At 67.1% G+C, this 21,949-nt stretch carries 16 protein-coding genes and 1 tRNA gene; 5 read left to right on the top strand and 12 right to left on the bottom strand.

The annotated features are described in order from the left end of the window. Positions 1 to 52: 52 nt before the first annotated feature. From OLX23_RS19295 to OLX23_RS19270, 6 genes are all read right to left on the bottom strand, one after another. Positions 53 to 904, bottom strand: coding sequence for a TauD/TfdA dioxygenase family protein (locus OLX23_RS19295; RefSeq protein ID WP_264446683.1), 852 nt, complete (start codon positions 902 to 904; stop codon positions 53 to 55). 135 nt (positions 905 to 1,039) lie between these two features. Beyond that, complete coding sequence (locus tag OLX23_RS19290) at positions 1,040 to 1,873, bottom strand: TauD/TfdA dioxygenase family protein (RefSeq protein ID WP_264446682.1); 834 nt, start codon at positions 1,871 to 1,873, stop codon at positions 1,040 to 1,042. A 29-nt stretch (positions 1,874 to 1,902) separates the two neighbouring features. Next, entirely contained in the window at positions 1,903 to 2,526 is a 624-nt protein-coding gene (locus OLX23_RS19285) for a TetR/AcrR family transcriptional regulator (protein ID WP_264446681.1), read from the bottom strand. Between the two features lie 126 nt (positions 2,527 to 2,652). After that, positions 2,653 to 3,891, bottom strand: coding sequence for an MFS transporter (locus tag OLX23_RS19280; protein WP_264446680.1), 1,239 nt, complete (start codon positions 3,889 to 3,891; stop codon positions 2,653 to 2,655). Then, complete coding sequence (locus tag OLX23_RS19275) at positions 3,891 to 5,147, bottom strand: MFS transporter (RefSeq protein ID WP_264446679.1); 1,257 nt, start codon at positions 5,145 to 5,147, stop codon at positions 3,891 to 3,893. Before OLX23_RS19275 ends, OLX23_RS19280 begins: the two co-directional genes overlap by 1 nt. Positions 5,148 to 5,242: 95 nt before the next feature. Further along, on the bottom strand, positions 5,243 to 7,792 hold the full coding sequence (locus OLX23_RS19270) for a TonB-dependent receptor (RefSeq protein WP_264446678.1): 2,550 nt from the start codon (positions 7,790 to 7,792) through the stop codon (positions 5,243 to 5,245). A gap of 342 nt (positions 7,793 to 8,134) precedes the next feature. Between OLX23_RS19270 and OLX23_RS19265 the strand changes: the two genes are divergently transcribed. Together OLX23_RS19265 and OLX23_RS19260 are read left to right on the top strand one after the other, a co-directional pair. Further along, positions 8,135 to 9,391: an MFS transporter gene (locus tag OLX23_RS19265; protein ID WP_264446677.1), complete on the top strand. Its 1,257-nt coding sequence runs from the start codon at positions 8,135 to 8,137 to the stop codon at positions 9,389 to 9,391. Beyond that, on the top strand, positions 9,391 to 10,662 hold the full coding sequence (locus tag OLX23_RS19260; RefSeq protein ID WP_264446676.1) for an MFS transporter: 1,272 nt from the start codon (positions 9,391 to 9,393) through the stop codon (positions 10,660 to 10,662). The genes OLX23_RS19265 and OLX23_RS19260 overlap by 1 nt, the downstream gene beginning before the upstream one ends. Here OLX23_RS19260 and OLX23_RS19255 read toward each other — a convergent pair. The 4 genes from OLX23_RS19255 to OLX23_RS19240 form a co-directional block, all read right to left on the bottom strand. Continuing rightward, positions 10,659 to 12,275, bottom strand: a complete 1,617-nt coding sequence (locus tag OLX23_RS19255) for an ATP-binding protein (RefSeq protein ID WP_264446675.1) — start codon at positions 12,273 to 12,275, stop codon at positions 10,659 to 10,661. The two genes, OLX23_RS19260 and OLX23_RS19255, sit on opposite strands and share 4 nt — an antisense overlap. Before the next feature lie 151 nt (positions 12,276 to 12,426). Further along, positions 12,427 to 13,731 carry a cytochrome P450 gene (locus OLX23_RS19250; RefSeq protein ID WP_264446674.1) on the bottom strand — a complete coding sequence of 435 codons (1,305 nt, stop codon included), beginning with the start codon at positions 13,729 to 13,731 and terminating at the stop codon, positions 12,427 to 12,429. Between the two features lie 102 nt (positions 13,732 to 13,833). Then, the gene (locus tag OLX23_RS19245; RefSeq protein WP_264446673.1) at positions 13,834 to 15,087 is read right to left on the bottom strand and encodes an MFS transporter; all 1,254 of its coding nucleotides are present in this window, start codon (positions 15,085 to 15,087) and stop codon (positions 13,834 to 13,836) included. A gap of 128 nt (positions 15,088 to 15,215) precedes the next feature. After that, positions 15,216 to 16,229 (bottom strand): methyl-accepting chemotaxis protein, encoded by a 1,014-nt coding sequence (locus OLX23_RS19240; RefSeq protein ID WP_264446672.1) that lies wholly within the window; start codon positions 16,227 to 16,229, stop codon positions 15,216 to 15,218. Between the two features lie 319 nt (positions 16,230 to 16,548). On the opposite strand from OLX23_RS19240, the gene OLX23_RS19235 reads away from it, so the two are divergent. The 3 genes from OLX23_RS19235 (at position 16,549) to OLX23_RS19225 (ending at position 20,162) form a co-directional block, all read left to right on the top strand. Continuing rightward, entirely contained in the window at positions 16,549 to 18,657 is a 2,109-nt protein-coding gene (locus OLX23_RS19235) for a RelA/SpoT family protein (protein ID WP_264446671.1), read from the top strand. A gap of 83 nt (positions 18,658 to 18,740) precedes the next feature. Beyond that, a tRNA-Ser gene (locus tag OLX23_RS19230) sits at positions 18,741 to 18,831 on the top strand. 197 nt (positions 18,832 to 19,028) lie between these two features. Continuing rightward, complete coding sequence (locus tag OLX23_RS19225; RefSeq protein WP_264446669.1) at positions 19,029 to 20,162, top strand: hypothetical protein; 1,134 nt, start codon at positions 19,029 to 19,031, stop codon at positions 20,160 to 20,162. Positions 20,163 to 20,180: 18 nt separating this feature from the next. On the opposite strand, the gene OLX23_RS19220 is transcribed toward OLX23_RS19225, so the two are convergent. Next, positions 20,181 to 21,392 (bottom strand): thiolase family protein, encoded by a 1,212-nt coding sequence (locus OLX23_RS19220; protein WP_264446668.1) that lies wholly within the window; start codon positions 21,390 to 21,392, stop codon positions 20,181 to 20,183. Positions 21,393 to 21,394: 2 nt separating this feature from the next. Further along, complete coding sequence (locus OLX23_RS19215; RefSeq protein ID WP_264446667.1) at positions 21,395 to 21,880, bottom strand: Zn-ribbon domain-containing OB-fold protein; 486 nt, start codon at positions 21,878 to 21,880, stop codon at positions 21,395 to 21,397. Positions 21,881 to 21,949: the final 69 nt, after the last annotated feature.

The raw sequence follows: 21,949 nt of genomic DNA, 5'->3' as shown, positions 1-21,949 counted from the left end.
GGCCGCCCTCTTGCGAGGGCGGCCGCCGCGAAAGTTCGAAACGAAGGCGCGCTTACTGCAGCGGCTCTTCGCCCTCCAGCTTGGTGCGGACCATCATGCGGCCCGTGGCGGGATCATAGGCCTCGGCACGGTGCATCGTGCCGGTGTTGTCCCAGATGATCATGTCGCCGACCGACCACTCGTGGCTGTAGACGAACTGCTCCTGGGTCGCCCACTCGCGCAGCCAGTTGAGGATGCGGACGCTCTCGAAGTGGTCCTTGCCGACGATGGTGTGCGCGGTGTTGCCGATCACCAGCGACTTGCGGCCGGACTCGTGGTTCCAGACCAGCGGGATCTCGACGTCGCCGATGCCCTGCATGCGCTCGAGCAGTTCCTGGTTGGGCTCGGGGTTCCAGTACATCAGGGTCGGCCAGGCGCCGTGGCGGACGCGATAGCTGTCGAATTCGGCCTTCTTGTCCTCGGGTAGCGCCTCATAGGCGGCATAGGTGTTGGCGACGCCGGTGTTGCCCGTGCCCTTGGGCGACGGCACGACGCAGCGCAGCAGCGAGGCGCGGATCGGCATCTGGTTCATCGTACCGTCGATGTGCCAGAACAGCGAACCCTTGAGGTAGATCGCCGAGCTCGGGTTGACCTTCTCGTCGAGCGTGATCGGGTGGACCTTGTCCTCACCGCCCTTGTCGGTCATTTCCGGCGCGAAGGTGCCGAGCGTCTTGGTGAAGGCAACCTGTTCCTCGTCGGTGAAGTTGACCTGCGGGAAGACCAGCACGCCGCGCTGCTCGAGCAGGTCGCGCAGCTCTTCGGCATTCTCGCCGCGCAGCAGCTCTTCCTTGCTGTTGAGGATGCGGCTGCCGATCCCGGGCTTGATGTCCTCGACGGAAAGGCGGGTCTTGGCGGCGGTGGCCATGGCGAACTCCGATCAATGAGAAAAACGAACTAATCGCGTCTATTTCTGCCAAGCGGGGCTGGCCGTCAAGGACGCCGAGGCGATCACTGTGATCGTGTACAGTTTAATTTGATCTGAATTCGGACAGCGATTCCGTCAGCCCAGCGGCTCCTCGCCGGCGAGCTTGGTGCGGATCATCAGCCGGCCGCTGTCGGCCGGATAGGGCCGCACGCGGTGCAGGGTGCCGGTGTTGTCCCACATCACCGCATCGCCGAGCGACCAGGCATGCGAATGGCGGAACCGCTCCTGCGTCGCCCAGTCGCGCAGCCAGACGAGCAGTTCGAAGCTCTCGAGCGGGTCCATGCCGACGACGTTGACCGCGGTGTTGCCGATCACCAGCGAGCGGCGCCCCGAACGGTGCGTCCAGACCAGCGGCAGGGTACGGCGCGGCACCCGCAGCCATTGCTGGAGGGTCTCGTAGCTCGGCTCGGGATCGACCGCGCGCTGTGCGCCGGCCATCGCATGGACCACCTGGAGCCCCTCGATCTGGCGCTTGCGATCCTCGGGTAGCGCCTCCCAGGCGGCATAGGTGTTGCAGAACTCGGTCTCGCCGCCGCTCGCCGACAGGACCTTGGCGCAGAGGATCGAGGCGAGGATCGGCGCGGCGTTCATGTAGCCGTCGAAGTGCCAGAAGAACGAGGCGCGCGTGTAGTCGGCGCTGCGACCACCAGCAGGATCGATCGAGATCGGCGTGACGCCCTCGTCCTTGCGATCGGGCGCATAGGCGCCGAGCGTCCTGGTGAAAGCGACCAGCTCGGCCTCGGAAAAATCGACGCGCGGGAAGACCAGGACCCCGCGTTCCTCGAGCAGCGCGCGCAGGTCTGCGGCATGGGTTCCCGAGAGCAGCGCCGGCTTGTCCGCCAGCACCTCGGCCCCGATCGTCGGCTTGATCGTGCGATAGTCGAGCCGGTGCGCCGCCTCGCTTGCCATGCCTGCTCTCCCGCGAACCGGGGCGAGGCTCAGGCCTGGCGCGCCTCCGCCGGTTCGGCGCGTTTGTCCAACGGCGGCGCCAGCTTGTCCAGCCATTGCTCGACAAAGGCGCGCGCATCCTCGTGCCCCGAGGTCACGCCGAGCCCGCCTTCCATGACCAGCGCGCGGCCGATCCCGGCCAGCACGAGGCTGAGCCCAGCCGGCGGCACCCCATCGGGTCCGGCCAGGCGTTCGCCGAGCAGCTTGGTGAAGATCTCCACCTCGCGCTGACGCATCGCTTCGCAATGTTCGGCCATATGCGCGCGCACGGCCTTGCGGTGGTTGGCGAGCGCCATGAATTCGAGCGCGATGGCGATCCGGCTGGTGTCGGTCAGATAGGCCCAAAGCGCGCGGATCGGATCTTCGGAGCGCAACGCCTCCTCGATCATCCGGTCACTGTGCTCAGCGCCGTGACGCGAAACCGCGAGCAGCAGGTCGTCGGTCGTGGTGAAGTAGTAGTGGACCAGCGAGGGCTTGAGTCCGGCCTTCGCCGCGACGCGGCGCGTGCTGACGGCGGCATAGCCTTCCTCACGGATCAACTGCTCGGTCGCTTCGAGGATCAGCGCGCGCGTCGCCGAATTCTCCGCTCCAACCCTGCGTGGCGTAACGGCCATCCAAAACCCCTGACTACGGGCCCCATCACCTAGGACCCCAGGCGCTCAAGTCAAGGAAAGCGGGCCTCGCACCTGTGGGCTTTGCCCGCGCAAGCCTGCGGTATCGCCCCCACGAGCATGGTCCGCTCAGGGCGCTTCCACCCGCCAATCGCGCTTGGGCCGCCCCATCGTCGCCATGGCCAGAGCGCCGATCGTCATCGCCACCATCACCGTGATCAGCAGACCGTCGTAATTGCCCGTGCGGTCGTGCAGTTCGCCCGCGACATAGGGACCGATCGCCGCGTTGATCGCGCCGAAGGTGATGATCGCGCCGAACAGCGCGGCGAAGGACCGCAGGCCGAAGTGCCGCGTCGCGAGGTAAAGGGCGACGTCGATCTCGGCCCCCGTGGCGATGCCGAAGCAGGCGACCGCCAGGGTCAGAAGCATGACGCTCGGCGCGTCGAGCAGCAGGATGGCGCAGCCGATCACCGGCAGGAACTGCGTGGCCGCGCCGAGCAGGCCGCCGGGGAAGCGATCGAGCAGGAAGCCGACGGTGAGCCGCGCGACGATGCCGACGAGCCCCATGACCGAGGCGATCCGCGCCGCCTGCATCGGGCTGATGCCGGTCTCGCCCAGCAAGGGCACGAGATTGGCCGACATCGCCATGTTGTAGAGCGAGAAGGCGCCGAAGGCGATCAGCAGCCGCCAGAAGGCCGCGGTGCGCATGCCCTCGCGCAGGGTCAGGCCGGGGACCGGTCCGGTGACGACCTGCGCCGCCTCGCCGGGCTTGCGGCCGTCCTTGAAGAACAGGAACACCACCGGGAAGGTCGCGAGGATCCAGGCCGCGGCGACACCGACGAAGCCGACGCGCCAGCCGTAGTCGCCGATCAGCCAGGTCGCCAGCACGGGCACGACCGCGGCGGTGATCGGCGTACCCGACAGCGCCACGGCCATGGCCAGTCCGCGCGAATGATCGAACTTGGCGGCGACGGCGCTGGTCCAGACCGTCGACTGCACGAGCACCACGCCGACCGCGAGCACGACCCAGAGCAACGACCAGTTGAGCAGGGTGCCGGTCGCCGTCGCCAGCAGCGCGAAGGAACCGGTCTTGACCAGCAGCCCCGTCAGCGCGACGCGGCGCGGGCCAAAGCGATCGACGATCATGCCGATCAGGATGTTGAGGAACACGCCGACCGCGTTCGACAGCGACAGGCCGATCATCACGTCGGCCCGCGTCCAGCCGAAGGCCTGTTCGAGATGCGGCACGAAGGGACCGATGCCGTAGCTTTGCAGCCCGATCGTCGAATAGCCGACGAGAGCGGCCAGGGTCAGCGGCCAATAGGCGCGCCACTCGGCCGCACCGGCCTGACGATCTCCACTATGCATCAGTGCCCCAGGCTCCAGTCGTGCTTGGGCCGCCCCATAGTCGCGATCGCGACCGCGCCGCTACCCATCAGTATCATCAACAGGACCAGCATCTGGTCGTAGTCGCCCGAGCGATCGTGGAGCCAGCCGGCGACGAGCGGCGCCGCCGCCCCGCCGAGCGCGCCCGAGGTCAGCAGCGCGCCCATCAGCGAGGCGAAGCTCTTGAGCCCGAAGTGACGCGAGACGAGATAGAACACAACGTCGTATTCGGCGCCGATCGTCACGCCGAAGCTGGCGACGGCCAGAGCGAGGACAAGGTAGCCGGGCACGTCGATCAGCATCAGGCCGCAGCCGATCACCGGCAGGGTGAACACCGCCGTGCCGAGGATCGTCGCCGAGAAGTGATCGAGCAGGAAGCCCGCCGAAATCCGCGCGACGATCCCGACCATGCCCATCAGCGCCGCCAGCTGCGCGGCGACCAGCGCGGTCTGGCCCTTCTCGCTCATCAGCGGCACGAGGTTGGGCGCGATCGACATCGTGTAGAAGGCGAAGGCGAAAGCCGCGACCATCAGTTGCCAGAAGGCCGGCATGCGCAATCCTTCGCGGATCGTCACGCCGGGCAGCGGCGGCAGCTCGGCCGCGGCGACTTCGGCAGCCTTGCGATCCCGCCGCTCGTCGTCCTGTCGACCGTAGAAGAACAGGAATACCACGGGCAGCGCCACGGCCAGCCAGATCGCGGCGACGCCGACGAAGGCCAGGCGCCATCCATAGGCGCCGATCAGCCAGGTCGCGAGCACTGGGACGATCGCCGCGCAGAACGACGAGCCGCTGAGCGTCACCGCCAGGGCCAGCCCCCTGCCCTTGTCGAAGCGGCTGGCGACGGCGCTGGCCCAGACGTTGGCCTGCGCGAGCACCGCGCCGAAGGCGACGACCAGCCAGAGCAGCGACCAGTTGAACATCGTGCCCGTCGCCGTCGCGAGCAGCGCGATCGCGCTGGCTTTGAGCACGACGCCGCCGAGCGCGACCCGGCGCGGCCCCATGCGGTCCGCGAGCACGCCGACCGCGAAGTTGAGCAGGACGCCGATCGTGTTCGAGATGGTGAGCCCGAGCATCACCTCGGAGCGCGACCAGCCGAAGGTCTGCTCGAGCGGCGCGACGAAGGGACCAACGCCGTAGGTCTGGAGCGCCATGGTCGAATAGCCGATGCCGGCCGCGATCGGCAGCACGCCATGCCGCCGCCACTCGCTCAACGCCGTTCGCGGCGCGTCCTGTTTCATTGTCCTCTCCCGCGTCCCGTTCCCACCCGGGTTAAACGAAACGGCGGCCCCTTTGGCAAGGGACCGCCGCCGCTCTGTTCCGCTCGGGAAAAGACTTAGCTGCCGAAATTGATCTTCACGCGCATGCCGTACATCCGCGGCGCGCCGAGGAGCAGCCATTCGGCGCCCGACGAGGCGAGGCCGTTGCTCGACGCCACCCAGTACTTCTGGCCCGTGACGTTGGTCGCGAAGACCGCGAGATCGACGCCGCTGCCCGCGATCGAATTCCAGTTGAAGTTGAGGTTCAGCAGGTCGGTCGCCGGCGCGATGCTGGCGTTGTAGGGAATCGCGCCCTGGGCGAAGGCCTTGTCGTTGCCGTGGTTGCTGAACTGCTTGTCGGTGTGGGTGAAGGTCGCGCCGAACGAGACCTTGCCGACTTCCTCGGGCACCGACAGCGAGTAGGTCGCGGTCAAGGTCACGCGGTTCTTCGGCGCGAAGGGCAGGATCGTGCCTTTGGCGAAGCCGCTGGCCTGGTCGCAGTTGAACGCCGCGCTGTTGCAGTTGGTGACCGTGCCGCCGCCCTGAATGACCTTGGCGTCGAGATAGGCATAGCCCAGATCGAACCGCCAAGCGTCGCCGATCATCAGCGAGCCGTCGACCTCGACGCCCTTGAGCTCGGACCGACCGACGTTCTGGATGCCGTTGATGCCCGTCGGCGCCGGCGCCGTGCAGGTCGCGCGGCCGCCGACATTCGGCACGCCGTTGGCATTGGTCAGCGGCAGGCACTGCGGGATGAACACCGAGACCTGCTGATCCTTGAACTTGTTGAGGAAGGCCGCGAAGTTCAGGTTGCCGCGCACGTCGCCGCTGTTGAAGCTGGCCTTGGCGCCCAGTTCGTAGCTGTCGACATATTCGGGCTGCCAGGCCTCGAACTGCAGGTTCGCCTCGTTGACGCTGCCGCCGCGATAGCCGCGCGCGTACTTGGCGTAGATCAGCGTGTCGGGATCGGGCTTGAAGTCGAGGTTGATCAGCCAGGTCGGCTTGCTCGACCGCGTCTCGAAGCTCCGGCCGATGCCGCAGGCGCCGTTGGTCAGAACGGCGGCCGTGGCGCCGCCCGCGGGCTGCGCGGCGCGCGCGCAGCGATAGGTCAGCGCGCCCGTGGTGGCATTGCGGATGACCTGGATGTTGTCCGCCTCCACCCGCACGCGATCCCAAGTGTTGCGGATGCCGCCGGTGATGGCGAACTGTTCGGTCAGCTTGTAGGTGGCCTGCGCGTAGAGACCGTAGTTCTTGTAGAAATAGTTGTTGTGGGCGATCGAGATGTTGCCCAGCGCGCTGCAGTTGAAGGCCCATACGTCGGCCTGGTTGACGCAGTTCGACAGGATCGCGGTATACTGCGTCTGCTGTTTGTTCGGCTCGCTGTGCTCGAGGTAGCCGCCGACCTGCCAGACCAGCTTGTCGCCCGCGGTGTGGCCCTGGAGCTGGAGCTCCTCGCTCAAGGTCCACTGATCGCCCTGGCCGCCGTCGGGGCCGGGATTGGTGATGACGAAGGAGCGGGGAACGGTCGTATCGCCCAGCGCCGGCAGCAGGAAGGCATCGCCCGACAGGTTGAACGAATACGATTCCTTGGCCTTGCCGTAGCTGAAGATGTTCTTGACGGTGATCTCATCGCTGGCCCGCCAGGTGGTCGTGTTGATCGCCTGCCAGGTCTCGTTCTTGACGAAGGAATTGCGGTTGTTGTTGGCGACGTCGTAGTAGCCGTAGCGCGCCGCGGTCTGGCGATCGAGCTCGGTACAGTTGGCCGCGCGCGAGGTCAGCGCCGTGCCGATGTTGCCGTCCGAACCCGCGACCGTGCCACGGTTGCAGTAGGCGTACTTGCCCATGTAGCCGTTGGTGTCGGACTTGGCCCAGCTGAAGATCGCGTAGTTCTCGAGATCGGGGGTCACATCGATCACCAGGCTCGCGCGCGCCGCCCAGTAATCGATGTCGTTGAAGGTGCTCGGCCCCACGCCCGAGCGGTTGCGGATGTAGCCGTCGCGCGTGTTGCGATCGACCGCTGCGCGGAAGCGGATGCTGTCGCCGAGCGGCACGTTGAGCACGCCCTGGATGCGCCACTGATCGTAGTTGCCGATCGTGCCCTCGACATTGCCCTCGAAGCGGTCGGTCGGCTTCTGCGGCACGAGCAGGATCGCACCGCCCGTGGTGTTGCGGCCGAACAGCGTGCCCTGCGGGCCTTTCAGCACCTGGACGTTCTGCAGGTCCATCATCTGGCCCACGCCGGCGCCGTTGCCGCTGGTGATGTTCGACGACAGGCGCGGCGCCGTGGCTTCGGCGAAGTAGACCGCGACCGAGGGCGCCGTGTTGAGATCCTGCGAGAAGCCGCGGATCGCGAAGCTCGACTTGTCGGGGCCGTAACGGCCGTTGACCGTCAGCGACGGCGTATAGGTCGCGAGGTCGGTGCTGTTGACGATGTTGCGCGCGGCGAGCTGCTCGGGATTGTAGACCGTGATCGAGATCGGCACGTCCTGCAGGCGCTCGTCCATGCGGCGGGCGGTGACGATGATGTCGCCGGCGTTGGTCTCGGCCGCCTCCTGCGCGAAGACCGGCGTCGTCATGACCACGGCCATGGCGGTCGCAGCTAAAGCAAAGTTCCTCGTTCTTTTCATTATTTCCTCCCCACTATCCCCGCCGGGCGACCGCTTTTGCGGGTGTGGCCCGATGTGTCGTCAGATGCGCTGGATTGGACGGATTTCCGCCAACCTTCCCAATCGTTTTCTTGCTTTTCGGCCTCGAATTTTGGCCTTTATTGCGGAGGTGTCAAGCAACACTTGGAACTTTAGTACCATGTTTCGAATGACTGCCGCCGCACCGGCTTGACCCCAAACGAAAAAGCATCGCGCAGCTCGCGCCCCCACCGCTCGCAGCGATCGGACCGACCGAAAAAGCGACCGTCCGGCGATTGACACGGCGGCTCGCAATTGGGAGCTTCGGGCAAAAGGGAGAGAGGATTGCCAGACATATCGCCGGCCACGGCCGCATCGGAGTGGCGCGCTCACTGGACCGTGGTGCTTGCCGCCGCCGCAGGCGTTTCGCTCTCCGCGATCAGCGTCTCGTCGCTGGGCGTGATGATGGAACCGCTCGAGCAGGAGTTCGGTTGGAGCCGCACCCAGATCTCGCTCGGCACCTCGCTCGTCTCGTTCATGGCGGTCCTGCTCGCGACCTTCGTCGGCCTGGCGATCGACCGGCTCGGCGCGCGCTTCGTCGGCATCGTCGCCGCGACCTTGATGTGTTCGGGCGTAGCGCTGATGTCGGCGGTCGCGGGCGAACTCTGGCAATGGTGGAGCCTGTGGCTCATCGTCGGGCTCGCCGCCTCGGCCATGCCCACGGTCTGGCTCACGCCGATCTCGAGCCTGTTCCAGTCGGGTCGCGGCCTCGCCGTCGCGATCGCGCTCAGCGGCTCGGGGATCAGCACCTCGCTCGTGCCGATCGTCGCCAACCAGCTGCTCGCGAACTACGGCTGGCGCGGCGCCTATCTCGGGCTGGGCGCGATCTGGGCGGCGGTGACCCTGCCGCTGATCGTGCTGTTCTTCCGCGGATCGGCACGTCCGCAGCCGGCGACGGGCCAGGCCGCAGCGACCACCGAGCCCTCGGCCCCACTCCCCGGCCTCACCGCACGCGAGGGTTTCACCTCGCCCAAGTTCTACAAGCTCGCGCTCGCCGCCTTCTTGTCGATGTCGGCCGGCGTCGCGTTGATCCTCAACCTCGTGCCCGTGCTGCGCTATACCGGGCTCACGCCGGCCAGTGCCGCCGCGGTCGCCGGGGTCATCGGCCTGGCCACGATCACCGGCCGCATCGCCGGCGGCTGGCTGATCGACCGCATGAGCGCGGGGACGATCGCCGCGATGTCCTCGGCCGGAGCCATCGCCCTGCCCGCGCTGCTGCTGATCGCGCCGGGATCGGTCGCCGCGGCGACCGCGGGCGTGGCGATCTACGGCCTGCTCGGCGGCGCCAAGGTGCCCGCGGTCGCCTACCTCGCCAGCCGCCATTTCGGCGCGCGCGCCTTCGGCACGCTCTATGGCGCGACCAACACGGCGATCGCGCTCGGCGTCGGGCTCGGCCCGCTTGCCGCGAACTACGTCTACGACCTGACCAAGTCCTACACGCCGGTGATGTGGACCGCGGTGCCCTTCCTGGCCATGGCGGCGCTGCTCTACCTGTCGCTCGGGCCCTATCCCGATTTCGCCCGGCAGGAGGCCGCGGCCTGATGGCGACGACAACACCCGGCTCGGCCCTGACCGAATGGCGCAAGCATTGGCCGCTCGTCGCGGCGACGATGATGGGCATGTCGCTGGCGGCGATGCTGACCTCGGTGTTCGGCGTGATCCTCGGCCCGATCGAACAGGAGTTCGGCTGGACCCGCGCGCAGATCTCGTCGGGGCCCGCCGTGGTCTCGATGATGGGGCTGTTCCTGGCGATCCCCGCCGGGCACCTGATCGACCGGTTCGGCGCCCGGCGTTGCGGGCTGGTGGTGATCGCCTGCTCCTTCGCCTCGATCGCCGGCATGTCGGCGATCGGCGACCAGCTCTGGCAGTGGTGGGCCTGCTGGGCAATCTTCGGCATCGCAGGTTCGTTCACCTCGACCGTGTGGATGGCGCCGGTCTCGACGATCTTCCACAAGGGCCGTGGCATGGCCATCGCGCTGACCGTCTCGGGCACGGGCATCTCGATGACCCTGGCGCCGGGCATCGCCGAATGGTTCGTCCAGCACTATTCCTGGCGCACCGGCCTGCTCGCGCTCGGCGTGATGTGGTGCACGGCAACCCTGCCGCTGGTCCTCGCCTTCGTGCCGAACACGACCGGCCCCGTCGATGAGGCCGAAGACGCGCTGGCGCCGGTACAGGACCGCAACGTCGGCCTGACCCCGCGCGAGGGCTTCGCCTCGCCCACGCTCTATATCCTGTTCTTCGCCTCGCTGCTCTCGGCCATGACCGGGGTCGCGCTGATCCTCAACCTCGTGCCGGTGCTGACCTTCACCGGCCTGACGCGGACCGAGGCGGTGACGATCGCCGGATCGATGGGGATTGCCTCGATCGTCGGCCGCATCGTCGGCGGCTACCTGATGGACCGCTACGACGTGCGCCGCCTGGCGATCGGCGCCTGCGTGGTGTCGCTCGGCCTGCCGCTGTCGCTGCTGCTCGGCGCGGGCACATTCTGGGCGGCGATGGGCGGGATCATCGCCTATGGCCTGACAGGCGGCATGAAGATGAACGCCGTGGTCTATCTGGTCAGCACCCACCTGGGCGCGCGCAGCTTCGGGCTGTTCTACGGCGTGATCAGCATCACCACGACCGTGGCCATGGGCATCGGTCCGCTGATCGCCAACCACATCTACGACGTCAGCAAGTCCTATACGCCGGTGATCTGGGCGACGGTTCCCGGCTTCATCCTCTCGGGCGTGCTGTTCGCGCTGCTCCGGCCGGCACCGCTGCTGTGGCGGCCAGAGCCGGAGCCCACGCCGGAACCTGCGATCGCCTAGCCGTCCTTCTGCTGCATCAGGTTGCTGATGCGCCGGCCCAATTCTTCGACTGCGAAAGGCTTGGTCAGGACCTGCATCCCGCGCTCGATGTGGCCGTGGTTGAGCACGGCGTTTTCGGCATAGCCGGTGACGAAGAGGATGCGCAGGCCTGGCTTGAGCTGCCGCGCGCGTTCGGCCACCTGGCGCCCGTTGAGCCCGCCCGGCAGACCGACGTCGGTGACGAGCAGATCGATGTCGGGCGTGGTCTCCAGAATTTGCAGTCCCGAGGGGCCATCGGCCGCCTCGAGGCAGCCGTAGCCGAGGTCCTCGAGCGAATCGACGATGAGCATACGCACCATCGGCTCGTCGTCGATCACCAGCACCGTCTCGCCCGAGCGCGGCGCGGCGGCGCTCGATTGCGCACGCGGCTCCTCCTGCTCGCTCGGCCCATCGTGACGCGGCAGGTAGATGCAGACCATCGTGCCCTGGCCGAGCTCCGAATAGATGCGGACGTGGCCGTGGCTCTGGCGCGCGAAACCGTAGACCATCGACAGGCCCAGGCCGGTGCCCTGGCCGATCGGCTTGGTCGTGAAGAAGGGATCAAACACGCGCTCGAGGTCTTCCTTCTCGATGCCCGTGCCCGTGTCGCTGACGCAGATCGTCACGTACTGACCGGGATCGAGCCGGTGCTGCGCGGCGGCGCGCGCGTCGATCCAACGGTTCGAGGTCTCGATCGTGATCTTGCCGCCATCGGGCATGGCGTCGCGCGCGTTGATGCAGAGGTTGAGTAGCGCATTTTCGAGCTGGTTCTCGTCGACCAGCGTCGACCACAGACCGCTCGCGGCGATCGTCTCGACGTGGATACCCGGCCCGACGGTGCGCCGCACGAGCTCAGCCAGGTCCTGCAGCAGCGCATTGGCCAGCAACGGCTTGGGCGAGAGGTTCTGCCGCCGCGAAAAGGCGAGCAGGCGATGAGTCAGTGCGGTCGCGCGGCGGGTGGCGCCCTGCCCGGCCTGGAGATAGCGCTCGACGTCGGTGGTACGGCCCTGCGCCAGGCGCGTGCCGATCATTTCGAAGGCGCCCGAGATGCCCGCCAGCAGGTTATTGAAATCGTGCGCCAGACCGCCGGTGAGCTGGCCGACGGCTTCCATCTTCTGCGCCTGGCGCAGCGCCGCCTCGGTTTCCTCACGCTCTGCCAGGGCTTCGGCGATCCGCGCCTCGAGCGTCTCGTTGAGCTCGCGCAGCGCCGCCTCGGCCTCGATGCGCGGGGTGACGTCCTTGAACAGCACCGCGACCTGCTTTTCCGAACCGTCGCCGATGCGATAGGCCGACACCTCGATGTGATGCCCGGTCTCGATGATCTCGCGCTGGAAACGGATCTGCTGGCCGGTGGCCAGGACCTGGCCATAGGTCTCGACCCAGCCATCGGCCTCGTCGCCGACGAGGTCGCGCACCTTCTTGCCGACGACGTTGAGCAACCCGGCGTTGCGCTCGTAGGCGGGATTGGCCTCGACGTGGACGTAGTCGCTCAGCGGCCCGTGCGGGCCGTCGATGAATTCGATGACGCAGAAGCCCTCGTCCATCGTTTCGAAAAGCGTGCGGTAATGCTCCGCATTGCCCGATAGGCTAGGCATCCCCTGTTCGACCCTTTCGCGTCCCGATCACCGGCTTCCCGCGCGCAACGATCAGCAGCGCGGTTTGTGCCATCACCGCGCCCACGAGTCTGTTTTTATTTGTAGCCGCCGTCGATGGTGTCGTCCCCGCCGCGCGGGCGGGGACGATCGATCACTTGACGTCCCAGACCAGCGGCAGGTTGCGGATCGACATCAGGCCCGGGAACACCGAGGTATCGCTGCCAGGCTTGGGCCGGAACTCGGGAATGCGCTTGAACCATTCGTCGAGCAGAATACGCAGTTCGCGCCGGGCGAGATGGCCGCCGAGGCACGAGTGGACACCGCCGACGAGGGTGAAGTGGCGGTTGCCCTTGCGCGTGGGATCGAACTCGCGCGGGTTGTCGAAGCGCGCCGGATCGAAATTGCCCGCGGGGTTGAGGCAGGAGAAGCTGTCGCCGGCCTTCACCTGGACGCCGTGCCACTCGAAGTCCTTGGTCGCCCGGCGCGCCGAGGAGAGGATCGGCTGGGTGCGCAGGAATTCCTCGACCGCGCCGTTGATCAGTTCGGGATTGTTGCGGAGCTGGGTCTGAATCTCGGGCTGCAGCGCCATGCGGCGGAACATCTGGGCGATCGTCGCGGCGACGGTGTCGAGACCGCCGAGCCAGAGGAACCAGACCATGCCGATCTTCTCGTCATCGGTGAACTTACGTCCCTTGATGTCGCCGTGGACGATCGACGAGGTCAGGAACTGGTCGGGGTTCTTTTCCTTCTCGGCGATGAACCCGCGCAGGAAATCGAGCACGCTGCGCAGCGCCCACTGCATCTTCTCGAGGCTGCCCGAATGGAGGATGTTCCATTCCCATTCGAGGAAATCGTCGAACATCTCCTTGGGGAAGCCCATCATGCCCATGAAGATGCGCACGGGGAACACGCGGGCGAAATCCCAGGCCATGTCGACCTCGCCCTTGTTCTCGATCTCGCCGATCATCTCGTCGAGCACTTCGCGGATCATCGGCTCCATCACGCGGGTGATCGTCGCCGGGCCGAGGAACTGGGTGAGGAACATGCGATAGGGCGTATGCTCGGGCGGATCGAGGCCGAGCGGGATCGACGGGAAGGTCTCGCCGATCAGGCGCTGGAACTCGGCCGTGCCCTTGTTCGAGAAGTGATCGTTGTCGCAATAGACGCGGTCGATGTCCTCGTAGTGCGTGACCACCCAGTTGCCCGCGGCCGAGCCCCCCGCGATCGCGCCCAGCCCGCCAGGCGCCGGCGGATTGAACAGCAGCCGCGGAATGTTCTCGCCAGCCAGCCAGCCCATGTGCTCGTAGGGATCGACCTGATCGTTGGGCAGGCCGCCCATCGTCCACGACAGATCGACGATCCGGTCCTTCGGAACGTGCGGCGGTGCCTCGGGGAAATCGACGCGGATGTCGTCGAGGCTCTTGGGATGCGGGGCGGCAATGGTCGGCGCAGACATGATCTTCTCCCTTATTGAGAAGGTGCATGCCACCAACCCGCGCGCCGAGCAATCATCGGTGAGAACGCGGTTTCCTCCTTCGCGGGAGCGATGGAGTCGGCCCTATTCGAACGCCGCGACCGGATCCTCGCCCTCGTCGCGCGCGTGCAGCCGGATCGCCGGCAGCCAGAACATGGCGGCGATGCCCAGCGCGCTGAAGGTCCAGAAGATGCCCTTGTAGCTGCCCGTCAGGTCGAAGATCAGCCCGAACATCGGCGGGGTCGCCAGCATCGCCACCAGGATCGTGCCCGAAAGCAGGCCCATCGCCCGGCCCACGGCGCGCTGGCCGAAGACCCGCGGCGCGATGAAGCTCTCGATCGGAACCATCAGCCCGCCGAAGATGCCGATGCAGGCGACGCCCAGCGCGATCGCGGCATAGCCGGCGCTGGCCTGGGTCAGCATGCCGATGCCCAGCGCGAAGCCGCCGAGTGCGACGAACATCAGCACGCGCGGCCCGACGCGGTCGGCCAGCGCGGCGAAGCTCAGCTTGGCGACGAAGCTGCAAGCCGAATAGACCGAGATCAAGGTCGCGGCCCGGGTCGCGTCGATGCCGCTGTCCTGCGCCAGCGGCGCCAGGTTGGTGATCATGCCCTTCATCCCCGCCGTGACGATCGAGACCGTGGCGGCGATCGCCCAGAAGGCCGGATCGGTCAGGATCCGGCGGGCGGAGATCGGCGCCTCGCCCTGATCGATCCGCGCGCGTTCGGGCGCTTCGGGCGCACCGTCGGGGTTGAGGCCGCGATCGGCGGGTCGCTCGACCACCAGCAGCGCCGCGGGCACGGTCCACAGGATCAGCACCACCGATAGCCACTGCAACGCCTGCCGCCAGTCGTTGGCGCCGAGCAGCGCCGAAATGATCAGCGGAAAGGCGAAGCCACCGGCCGAAATCCCGGCGATGGCGATGCCGATCGCACGGCCGCGCAGATTGGCGAACCAGCGCGACAGCAGCACCGTCGCCGCCACCGGCCCCATCAGCGCGTTGGCCGGCGCGATCAGTAGCGCGAAGGCGATCAGAACCTGGGAGAACGAGGTCGCCAGCGAGATCGCGGCATAGCCGGCCGCGAGGAAACAGCCACCTGCGACCATCAGCTTGCGCACCGAGAACCGGTCGGCGAGATTGCCGATCAGCGGCATCAGCACCGCGCTGACCGCCGAATAGACCGTCATCGCCAGCATCAGCACCGTGCGCTTGGGCTGGAATTCCTGCGCCAGCGGCAGGGCCACCAGCGAATAGGTCGAGGCGATCATGCCCGAGGCGGCGAGCAGCAGGAAGCAGATGCCGACCTGGCGCCAGCCGACGGCGAACGATGCGGGCATGCGGTTTACTCTCCTCGGTGCCTTATTGTCCGGCGCTTGTGCCAGACATCACGCCGAGGTCAACGCGGTTCGTATACAATCTCCGCTTTGGCACCGCCTTGGGCAAGCCGCGGCTTCCGCTGCGAAAGTCAGCCCGCCGCGGTTTCGATGCAGCCGTACCAGCCGAGGCCCGCATAGGTTTCGTAGCCCGGCGTGACCGCAAAGGAGACCAGCTTCGCGCCGTTCTGATAGAAACCGCGCTTGCTGCCGGCCTGGAGCGGATAGGTCTCGGCCTCGCCCTGCCCGCCCGAAGACGCGATGATCCGGTGCCGGGCGTTGAGCAGCATCACGCGCGTGCTGCGCCGCTCGTCGGCGTCGAGCGGCACGCCTTCGACGATCGCCCGGGCCTGCGGCTCCCAGTCGAAGAAAATGCCGAGCACGCCGAGCGGCTGGCCATATTCGGCGCCGCCGGCGCGGATCGCGGTGGCATAGGTGGCGACTTCGGCCTGATCGAGCGCGGCATTGCGCTCGATGTCGCAGACCGCGAAGGAATCGCCGCTGGCCGTGGCCATGCCGCTGCGGAACCACTCGGTCCCCGCGACATTGCGGCCGACCACCGAACCGTAACGATCGGGCCGGCCATTGGCGACGACCACGCCGTTGCGATCGGCGATCCAGAGATCGAGATAGACGGTATAGGACCGCAGGATCGTCGCGAGCCGGCCGGTGGCGTGGGACTGGGCTTCAGGCGACGGCCGTTCGAGCACGTCGACCACGGCGGCATCGGTCGCCCACCAGCGCACGTCGCAGGAACGCTCGTAGAGGTTGCGGTCGATGATCTCGACCGCGTTGTGCGCCATGTCGGCAAAGCGATTGCCGCGCGAATCGAGCAGCATCTGCCGCCCCGCTGCCTCGATCCGTCCGGCATTGTCGTTGATCGCGGTGCGCAGGCCCGCCGAGAGCGCGCTGACCTCCTTGGTCACTTCGCCCATCTCCTGTGCGACGACCGCGAAGCTCTTGCCCACTTCACCCGCACGCGCCGCCTCGAGCCGGGCGTTCATCGCCAGCATCTGCGTCTTGACCATGATCATGTCGATCGAGCTGATCTTGTCGGCCGTGTTGCGCGACAGGTCGAGTGCGAGTGTGAGAATGTCGTCTTGCAATGTGGCGCCCCCTGCTGCCGCGTCTCGTCGCCTTGCGCAGGACACCCCTTTTTCCCGATCCGGCGTTTTCCGCCGTGTCGCGACCTTTATCCGCATAACTACTTACCGGCCCGTTAAGCGCGTTTTCCGAGGACGAAAAAATTCGCGGGCGGGCCGCACGGACGGGAACCGAATGCCGGGTCTGCGCGTATAGGCTGTACTGTCGCCGCCTATCCTCCCTGGGCCAGAGCGCTCAAAGCTGGCGGCGACAGGCTTCTCCTTCATTTCACCGGCGCTTCCCCCTTGCCCTCGCGGGGGTTCTCCGCCCATTTAGGCCGAGATGCTGCGCCAGTACGAACTTGTCGAACGTGTGAAGGCCTACGATCCCGATGCGGACGAGGCCATGCTGAACCGTGCCTATGTCTATACCGTCCAGAAGCACGGCACGCAGAAGCGCGCTTCGGGCGATCCCTACTTCAGCCACCCGGTCGAAGTCGCCGGCCTTATGACCGAGCTCAAGCTCGACCAGGAAACGATCGTCACCGCCCTGCTCCACGACACGGTCGAGGATACCCTGGCGACGATCGACGAGGTCGAGAAGTTCTTCGGCCCCGACGTCGCGCGGCTCGTCGACGGCGTCACCAAGCTCTCGAAGATCGAGACCCTGACCGACACCGAGCGCGCCGCCGAGAACCTGCGCAAGTTCCTGCTGGCGATGAGCGAGGACCTGCGCGTCCTGCTGGTCAAGCTGGCCGACCGCCTGCACAACATGCGCACGCTCCATTTCATCAAAAGCGAGGACAAGCGCCGCCGCATCGCCCGCGAGACGATGGATATCTATGCGCCGCTGGCCGAGCGCGTGGGCATGTACGAATACATGCGCGAGATGCAGCTGCTCGCCTTCGAGCAGCTCGAGCCCGAAGCCTATGCCACGATCACCGGCCGGCTCGCGCAGATCCGCAGCCAGGAAGGCAGCCAGGTCGGCGCGATCGCGCTGTCGATCAAGCAGGCGCTGGCCGAGGCCGGGCTCAAGGTCGAGGTCTCGGGGCGCGAGAAGCACCCCTATTCGATCTGGAAGAAGATGGCCGAACGCCACGTCACCTTCGAACAGATCACCGACATCATGGCCTTCCGCGTTATCACCGACAGCGTCGACGACTGCTACCAGGCGCTCGGCTTGCTCCACCGGACCTGGCAGATGATCCCTGGCCGGTTCAAGGACTACATCTCGACGCCCAAGACCAACGGCTATCGTTCGCTCCATACGGCGCTGATCTACGAGAACTCGATGCGCGTCGAAGTGCAGCTCCGCACCAAAGACATGCACGAGACCAACGAATATGGCCTCGCCGCGCACTGGGCCTACAAGCAGGGCGGCGCCAATCCCGGCGGCCCGCGGCCCGACGAGGAAGTGGGCTGGCTGCGCGACCTGATCGAGATCGTCGACGCCAGCCACGATGCCGAGGAACTGCTCGAGCACACCAAGCTGGCGATCTATCAGGACCGCATCTTCGCCTTCACCCCCAAGGGTTCGCTGCACCAGCTGCCCAAGGGCTCGACTCCGGTCGACTTCGCTTATGCCGTGCACACCGATCTCGGCAATGCCGCGGTCGGCGCCAAGATCAACGGCCGCCACATCCCGCTGCGCACCCCGCTCAACAACGGCGACGTGGTGGAGATCATCAAGAGCCGCAACGCCCAGCCGCAGCTCTCGTGGCTCGGCTTCGTCGTCACCGGCAAGGCGCGCGCGGCGATCCGCCGTGCGGTGCGCGCCAAGGAATTGCAGGAAATCGCCGCGATCGGCCGCAAGCTGTTCGAGGAGATCGTCGAGCGCCTGCCCACCAAGATCGGCAAGAAGGCGATCGCCGATGCGGTCAAGCGGCTCGGCTTCGCGCGCGAGGAAGAGCTGATGGCCGCGATCGGCACGGCCAAGCTGTCCGACCGCGAGGTGATGGAAGCGCTCGTCCCCGGCAGCGCCGCCGACCTCACCGAGCACGACGACTGGCCCAAGCAGGAGCGCGCGATCTCGATCCGCGGGCTGACCCCGGGCATGGCCTTCCACCTCGCCGAATGCTGCCACCCGGTGCCCGGCGATCGTATCGTCGGCCTGCGCCAGCCCGGCAAGGGTGTCGAGGTCCACACGATCGACTGCCTCAGCCTCGCCAGCGGCATCGATGCCGACTGGCTCGACCTGTCGTGGGGCGAGCGCTCGACCGGCGCGGTCGGCCGCCTGCGCATCGTGCTCTACAACCGTCCGGGAACTCTCGCCGAAGTCACCGCGATCTTCGCCAACAACCGCGCCAACGTCACCGACCTGCACATGATCCAGCGCGACGATCCCTTCGGCACCTACGAGGTCGATCTCGAGGTCAAGGACGTCGCCCACCTGTCGCGGATCATCTCCTCGCTGCGCGCGAGCGAAGCCGTGGCCGAGGCCGAACGCATCTGAGGCGAAATCGCCACGTTCTAAAATGCGGGCCACGACTTGCGCAGTGCCCCGCCCCCCGCTAGGGCCCGCCTTCCAGAGCATGCGGAGCGGTGGCCGAGTGGTCGAAGGCGCTCGCCTGGAAAGTGAGTATACGTCAAAAGCGTATCGAGGGTTCGAATCCCTCCCGCTCCGCCAGTCTTGCAGGATGATCTTCGCCATGCAGACGAAAACCTGAAGCCAAACGCTCGAGGCACGTGCGGCTCGCGCAGATAGTCCGCTGCAGCAACGAACAGGCCGAGCCCATCAGCTAAAACGATGGGTGTCTTCGTCAATCGCCATGAGGCGCGGTCGGCAGGGGCTGGTATCGACCGCTCCCGACAAGGGAGAGACATATGGCGACAAGGCGATCGATCGCGCAAACCTGCGCGCTGGCAATCCTGGCAGGTCTCGGGACGCCACCTGCGGTCGGGCAGGAGCATCAGCTCCGAGCTGCGGATGCCGAATGCCAGGCGAACGGCGATCTCGTTCCTTACTGCGGCGTGCCGTTTCCCGAGGATCTCGAGCCCGTGCCGGGGACCGCCAGCGTGATCGCCAGCGACATGCATCTGAAGATGGGGCCCAGCGGTCTCGAGCCGCAGCCGGGCGTCCTGAAGCTGGTGAACCTTCGCACCGGCACGGTCGCCGCGCTCTATCCCGCGCGTTCGGCCCGGCCGGGGCGCGCCTCCTGGGGCGATCCCACCTGCACCGAAGAGATCGGCGCGCGCCTGCTACCGCACGGCCTCCATCTGTCGAAGCGACGGGATGGCGCCTGGCAACTTCTGGCGGTCAATCATGGCGGGCGCGAGTCGGTCGAATTCTTCGAGCTGACCGGCCGCGCCGGACAATGGTCGCTGCGCTGGCGCGGCTGTGTGGTCGCGCCGGCCTCGAGCCATCTCAACGACGTCGCGGCGCTGCCGGGCGGCGCCTTTCTCGTGACTACCATGCACATGGGCGGCAATGCCGAGACGCGCGACGCCGGGTTGAAAGCCGCGCGCGGCGAGAACACGGGCTTCCTCTGGCGCTGGGCGCCGGGTGCCGGCATCGGCCGCCAGCCCGGCAGCGAAGCGCCGATGCCCAACGGCGTCCAGGTCGATGCCGCCGGGCGCTATGCCTACATCAACACGGCCAGCAAGGGCGGCGACGTGCGCAAGCTCGATCTCGCCCAGGGCAGGGTCGTGGCCAGCGTTGCCGTGCCTAACCCGGACAATGCCTCCTGGACTGCGGACGGCCGTCTGCTGGTCGCCGGGGTCGCCGCCGGTCCGAAGCCGATGGCCTGCTTCCAGCACCCCGAAAAGCCTTGCCCGGCCGCGTCCGAAGTCTATGCGATCCGCACCGATACGATGACGGCCGAGCGTCTGTTCGCCTTCGCCGGCACCCCGCTCAACGCTGCGACGGTCGCCGTGCAGGCGGGCGCCGATCTGCTGATCGGGAGTTGCTTCGGCAACAGCGTCGTCGCTGTCCGCAAGGTTTTCGCCCGGCGAGACTGAAACACCGCATCGCCGCGCTCAGACCTGGCGCGAAGACACCAGGACCATGGCCGCGGGATCGTGGAAGAAGCTGCCGATGCCGACCATCGCCGTGTCCGCGCCCGCCATCTGGTTGGCGCCGGCGTCGCCGCGAAGCTGGCGCACCGCATCGGCATAGAGGTTCGAGCCCCCGGCCCGGCCCATGGCGAGGCCGCCGCCGTTGGGCGTGACCAGCGTCCGGCCGTTGAGCCGCAGGATCTGGTCCCGTTGATCCCAGGACGATCGGAACAGGTCGCGCGATCCGCCGAGTTCGCAGAAACCGGCGGCTTCGGTGATCGCGATCGCATCGATCGTATAGCCGTCGTAGGGATAGAACAGGTCGAGATCGTCGGTCCAGATCTCGCTGCGCGCGCGCAGGCCGTCGAGGCAGGCGGTGAAGGCGTTATCGTGCCAGCCGGCCCAGTTCTCGTAATATTCGCCGATCCGTGTCCCGCCGAGCGACATCGCGTGGACATAGACGGGGTCCCCCCGAAGATCGCGCGCGCGCTCGGCCGTGGTGACGACGAAAGCCTCGGCGCAATCGACCGGCAGGTCCATGTCGGCCATGACCATCGGCTCCCAGATCAAGCGCGAGGCGCGATAGTCGTCGAGCGTCAAAGGGCTGCGCAGGACGGCGTCGGGATTGGTCAGCGCGTGGCTGCGGTTGTTGACCGCCATCAGGCCGAAGGCTTCGTTGTCCACGCCGAAGTCGTGCATGTAGCGCCGCATGATCGCGGCATAGGGTTCGCCCGAGTGGATCCAGCGCTTGGCCATGTCGCCCAGCCCGACGTCGCCGCCGACGTCGGCATAGGCCTGGGCGCGCCGGCGGAAGGGATCGCGTGCGGCGGCCCGCGACATGCCGGGCTCGCGCAGGTAGGACTGCACGACCAGCGCCGTATCGCAGAGTCCGGCGAACACCGCCTCGACCGCAAAGACCAGCGCCGATCCGAGCCAGCCGTTCTTGGCCCAGGTGCAGCGTTCGATGCCGAGCGCGCCCTGGAGGCTGAGGAAGCCCGCACCGCCCATGGCCAGCGGCGTCATGCCGGTGCCGCAGATGCCGTCGATCTCCTGCCGATCGATCCCGGCGTCGTCGATCGCCTTGACCGCAGCTTCGAGTCCCAGCGACAGCGCGGTCCGTTCGAGATCGCGACCATAGCCGGCCGAGCCGACGCCGACGATGGCGACGTGGTGCTTGAGGGGGTTGCGCGCCATGCTCAGCCCTCCCCTACCGGCGCAAAGGCCGGCCAGCGGCGCCCGTCCGCCTCGGTCGTCCAGGTCAGCCGGACCGGCATGCCATGGAACAGGGCTTCGCCGGCACAGCCGACCACGCGCGACAGGTAGCGCAAGCCCGCCTGCTCGGCCAATTCGATCGCCGCGAGCCCCATCGGTTCGGTCAGCGGCTTGTTGGGATCGCGCGATTGGTGGAGCAGCGTGTACATATAGACCCGCCCCTCGCCGCCGACCTCCCGGGGTGACACCGACCACGACAGGCAGGCCGGACAGAGCGGGCGATGCGGGTAGATCCAGTGCCCGCAATCGTCGCAGCGGTTGATCACCAGTCGTCCCGTCATCAGCGCGCGATAGTGCTCGAGATTGTCGCGATCGACGTGGACGTCGTGAAAATGCGCGAAGACGTCGTCGTTCGAAGGAACCGGGGTCGTCATACCGCGGCCTTCGGCATCGCTGTATCCATCGCGCATTCTCTCCAATCCGTTTTGACCGATGCCTAGTTCGGATGGGCGCCAGCGATACGCCCGAAATCCAGATGC

This window comes from Novosphingobium sp. JCM 18896, assembly GCF_025938095.1.
In the GTDB taxonomy this organism is placed as follows: Bacteria; Pseudomonadota; Alphaproteobacteria; order Sphingomonadales; family Sphingomonadaceae; genus Novosphingobium.
The sequence above is the reverse complement of the archived record's forward strand: the minus strand, read 5'-3'. Positions and strand labels throughout refer to the sequence as shown.